This window comes from [Clostridium] clostridioforme AGR2157, assembly GCF_000424325.1.
GTDB classification, from domain to species: Bacteria; Bacillota; Clostridia; order Lachnospirales; family Lachnospiraceae; genus Enterocloster; species Enterocloster clostridioformis_A.
This window is the reverse complement of the sequence record NZ_AUJR01000103.1, coordinates 1-4,711: the sequence shown is the minus strand read 5'-3', so window position 1 is coordinate 4,711 and position 4,711 is coordinate 1. Positions and strand designations below refer to the sequence as shown.

The following is a 4,711-nucleotide window of genomic DNA, read 5'->3' as shown; positions in this document are numbered from 1 at the left end:
CCACGGCCTTTACTGTCTTCCATGGCAGCTTTCACGCCTGATTCCATATATTTTTTCAGGCAGAGCTTTACCGTCGGTCTCGAAATATCGAGTTTGTCAGCAATGGCTTCATCTGCCATGCCATCTGATTTTAATAAGAGGATTTTGGCTCTCCTGTGGACTCTGGCTTCAACAGTCCCCTTCTGTAGAATGGACTTTAAATATGACTTATCATCATTGGAAAGAAAAATAGGCGTAGCACTCTTTGGCATCATTTTACCTCCTGAAATGGTCTATAAGTATTATACCATTTCAGGATAATAATGTAAACTTATTAAAATCGAGTTATACTAGTGTCTGTATAATTAGTTTCCATGGCTTGTGATACTGGTCTAAAAAACATAACATCATCAATTTTTGCCAACCGTATATCTTCGTATTTGCTTACCAAATCACCAATAACTTTTTTGGGAAGCGAAACTAATAAAGAATGATATTGTATGCCTTCAATCACACAATTTTGCAGTACATTTCCTCCCAATTCTTTAATAACCGCTTCTATATTTCCAGATGCCTTTCTACGTTTATTATTATCTTTTCTGTAGAAAAGTTCTATTTCAAATGGTACAACATTAGTTCCCGTAAAATCCAATTCTTCTTTCCAATATTCCATCACATGGGTCTCTTCAATTCTATCTTTCGCATTCCAAGGTCGTATATCCTTTATATGTGTAAAAATATCCCTTAATCCTGCAAATCCAAATGGAAATACGTTATCTTCGCCATTTACATATCTCTCCCATAAAGACAAAAGCTGATTTAAAGCTTCTTTATTGGTCATAACACAATATACTTTCCCAGTCAGCGTTCCATCTTCTTTATTACCTTGTCTATCTACCTTATAAAAATCCTCATCGGCTTCAATATCCGATTCATGATATTCAAATATCCACTCCATTCCCTTTACTTTTTTTACAGCATTATAAAAATTATCAACGCTCCCAATAATTTCAAAAACTAACGCAAACTCAGGTTCAATACCTGTTACCGAATCCTGTAATTCAATGCTCTTATTTTCAAAACTCTTTTTTAGCACAGTAAATTTAGGCATTAATCTATTATACTGTCTTTCTTTATTAGGAAACTTTGGCGGAATAATTGGTACTTTCCTTTTTATTCTTGCTGCTTCTTCTGGTGATGGAAACAAGATTATCGGCCTTTCATTCATTATACTTCTCCTTCCGCATTATATACTGATTGCATTTTTTTCTGCGTATTCCATAATTTTATAACCCTATCTGTAATTGCTTTCACATTAGCCTCTGGAAGACTCAATACATATTGTCTATAAATTTCTAACGCCAATTCCTCAACTTCCGCATAACTAAATCCCAATGCTTTTTTAGCAAGCGTACTTGCTTCATATCCAAATTTAAATCCCTTTTCTCTTTCAAAATTTGAAAACCACTTTTCTAAATTAACCCTCGTAGGTCTAGGTAATTCCACTCTTATTTGAAATCTTCTCCATGCTGCTTGATCTAATAAATTATCATGATTGGTAGCTCCTATGGCAATGACATAGCTTGGCAGCGCATCTATATGCAATAGTAACGAGCTAACCACTCTTTTAATCTCACCCGTTTCATGCATATCGCCTCGTTCTTTCCCCAACGTTTCAAATTCATCAAAAAATAAAACACAAGGTCTCGTCCTAACATATTCAAATAATTTTGACAAATTTGATGCTGTTTCTCCTAAATATGAACCTACAATGCCCTCGTATCTTACTGTATACAATGGTATCATTAGTGCTTCTGCTATTGCTTCTGCTAAAGACGTTTTTCCATTCCCAGGAGGTCCAACCAATAATACTTTACTTCGTGGTTCAACACCATATGAACGCAAAAGATCTGCACGTAATTGCTCTTCAATCAAGCCTCTACAAGCCTCCAAAACGCTCGGAGGCAACACTAACTGCTCCAGCCTCTTTTTAGGTTCCTTCTCTGAAAATAACATATTTTCTTTTTGAGTTCTTCTCATTAGTGATGGAGTCGTCATACTATCTCCACGTTTTGAGTTGTTTTTTGAATTTTTTAGCAACTCTTCTATTTTATCAGCAAGAATACCATGTTGTTTTCCTCTTTCATCTGCGCAAATAGCCTCCGCTACTTTTCTAAATCCTACTTCATTTTCTTCCAAACCATTTTTTATTAATTCACAAAGCAAATCTGCTCTAGCCATTTTCACATTCTCCTTATTCGTTATCTATTTCCTCTAAATTTATAAAATTGCTTTCACAAAAGTCATAGAAACTCTTCTTTGCAAGATTACTTGGAATTACATGTCCATTCTCCCAACGATTAATTGTTGCAAAACTAACACTTAATGCTTGTGCCAGTTCTCGCTGACTTAAGCCTAATTTTTTTCTAACCTTTTTAACTTTTTTTGAAAACTCCATAGCTCCTCCGTTTGCTATCATATGTTATATAAAATATAACATATGATAGCAAACAGAGCAATCAAATTTGTTTTTTCTATTCTGCTTTCTATTCTTCACTTCTACACTCAATCTCCGATCCGTCCAGAAACACCACCAGCAATGTCCCATCCTCAAACACCTTGATATGGTCCAGCGTTTTCAACATAAAATCCGTGTCCATCTCTTTCAGTGACTTCGCATCTTTTGTATACTCCGCAAATTTCTCCGCCCGGTATCCGGCCAGGAGATCCTCTCCCTGCATTTGCTGTTTCCACTGTTCCAGGAAGCTCTCACGATTTTCCACCAACGCATTCCAGGCCATAAGATATGCCTTCACCAGCGTCTCTTCCTCCACGTGGCGGTTATCGCATCCCTGAACCCCTTTCACCCGGTACCTTTCGCTGCATTGCCATACTTTCCTATCATATCCGGCACTGCTGCGCCATCCCTTTCTGGAAAAGACTTTATTGCATGTCCCACAGACAATCCGGGAAGCAAATGGATTTGTTTCGGGATTCCGGGAATAAGAATGGGTTCCATGCTCCTTTAGATATTTTTCTCTCCGTTTAAATTCTAACTGGACGCATTCCCATATACGTGGATCTATAATCGCTTCATGATCATCCTCCACATAGTACATCTGGACTTCTCCGGCATTCTTCGCCCGCTTCTTTGTCAAAAAATCCACAGTGTAACTCTTCTGCAGCAGGGCATCTCCTTTATACTTTTCATTCTGGAGCATACTGTTCATTGTAGTGGCATGCCACTTGGTGCTTCCATCCCAATTTATTACCCCTTCCCGCTCAAAGATCCGTTTGATGTAATCCGTAGTCTTTCCATCCAGGAATTCCTGAAACAGCCGGACAACGATCTTTGCCTGTCTGGAATTGACGATTAGTTTTCCTGTTTCATTGCTGTCATATCCCAGGAACCGCTTGGTACTCATCTTATGCTTTCCTGTTTCAAAGCGCCTGCGGATACCCCATGTGGAGTTTTCAGAAATCGACCGGCTTTCATCCTGTGCCAGGGAAGAGAGGATTGTAAGCAGGACTTCTCCCTTTGCATCCAGGGTATTGATATTCTCTTTTTCAAAAAGAATCCCGATGCCAAGTTCTTTCAATTCCCGTACATAATTCAGGCAGTCCAATGTATTTCTTGCAAACCGGGAGATGGATTTCGTAATGATCATATCAATTTTTCCATCCCTGCAGTCTGCGATCATGCGGTTGAATTCTTCTCTCTTTTTAGTATTGGTTGCGGAAATTCCTTCATCCGCATAGACCCCGGCAAACGTATACAGCGGATTGTCTTTGATGAATTTCGTATAATAACTCACCTGGTTCTCATAGCTTAATAACTGCTCTTCTTGGTCGGTTGACACCCGGCAGTACGCTGCCATCCGTATCCTCCGGACGTTCTGGCTGGGATTCTCCTGTGAAGTCGAATTCTGCCTTGCTGGTATAACGGTAATGCTTCTTGCCATCCTTCAAAACCTCCTCTACTACCGTTTGTTCCGTGATGTGCAGTCCTGCAAGTTCCGCATCATCAATCCGGATTCCCTTGCACGCCTGTTTCCCCTGCTCAATGTAAGTGCTGCACAGCCATTGGATCTTTTTCTTATAAACCTGCCTCCGCCGAAGTGTCCTTCCACAATACGGGCAGATCAACATTCCGCTTAAGGGATACCGGTTCTGAAATTTCCTCGTCCCATCCTGTCCGATATTTCTGATCTTTTTCCGGTAATCCCGCATCTCCTGCGCCTGCTGCCACACTTCCGGTGAAACAATCGGCTCATGGTTTTCTGAAATGTAATAGCTTTGTACTTCCCCACGATTTTTTCGTGTGAAATTCCGCTTATCTGGCGGCGTATAATATTTCTGTAAAAGGAAATCCCCTTTATACTTTTCATTGGCTGTTTATGATACACTAGAATTACCGAAAAAAAGCGTCAGAATTCCCTGAAAAGAGCAAGGGAAATTCCCTAAAAAAGGCGGGACATATTGAATCCCCTTTAACTAACGCTTATCCTTTATCTAAGCACGACCAAAGATAAAGGAGGAAAGGAAGATGCTCACTATGTCCCAAATCAATCATATCAAAGATTTGAGCAGTTGTGGATACCGAATCAGTGAAATTTCCGAAAAAACCGGCTCGGATCCCAAAACAATACGCAAATACCTCTCACAGGATGATTTCTCCCCTGTTCCACCGATTGCACAGGAGAATCCTTCAAAACTTGATCCATTTAAGCCT

6 protein-coding genes and 1 pseudogene are annotated in these 4,711 nt (G+C 39.6%); all 7 read right to left on the bottom strand.

The features are described from left to right. The coding region (locus G614_RS0123435; protein WP_242828201.1) for a helix-turn-helix domain-containing protein at positions 1-254 on the bottom strand (254 nt) is incomplete at its 3' end. A gap of 59 nt (positions 255-313) precedes the next feature. Beyond that, positions 314-1,207, bottom strand: coding sequence for a hypothetical protein (locus tag G614_RS0123430; RefSeq protein WP_027643828.1), 894 nt, complete (start codon positions 1,205-1,207; stop codon positions 314-316). Next, a complete protein-coding gene (locus G614_RS0123425) occupies positions 1,207-2,220 on the bottom strand; it encodes an AAA family ATPase (RefSeq protein WP_027643827.1) in 1,014 nt (337 codons plus the stop codon). Before G614_RS0123425 ends, G614_RS0123430 begins: the two co-directional genes overlap by 1 nt. 13 nt (positions 2,221-2,233) lie before the next feature. After that, positions 2,234-2,437, bottom strand: coding sequence for a helix-turn-helix domain-containing protein (locus tag G614_RS0123420; RefSeq protein ID WP_027643826.1), 204 nt, complete (start codon positions 2,435-2,437; stop codon positions 2,234-2,236). Positions 2,438-2,525: 88 nt separating this feature from the next. Continuing rightward, positions 2,526-3,857 (bottom strand): recombinase family protein, encoded by a 1,332-nt coding sequence (locus tag G614_RS0123415; protein WP_027643825.1) that lies wholly within the window; start codon positions 3,855-3,857, stop codon positions 2,526-2,528. Next, positions 3,802-4,209 carry a zinc ribbon domain-containing protein gene (locus tag G614_RS33170; RefSeq protein ID WP_027643824.1) on the bottom strand — a complete coding sequence of 136 codons (408 nt, stop codon included), beginning with the start codon at positions 4,207-4,209 and terminating at the stop codon, positions 3,802-3,804. Before G614_RS33170 ends, G614_RS0123415 begins: the two co-directional genes overlap by 56 nt. 3 nt (positions 4,210-4,212) lie before the next feature. Beyond that, a pseudogene (locus G614_RS34770) lies at positions 4,213-4,356 on the bottom strand (recombinase family protein); the annotation flags it as partial. Positions 4,357-4,711: the final 355 nt, after the last annotated feature.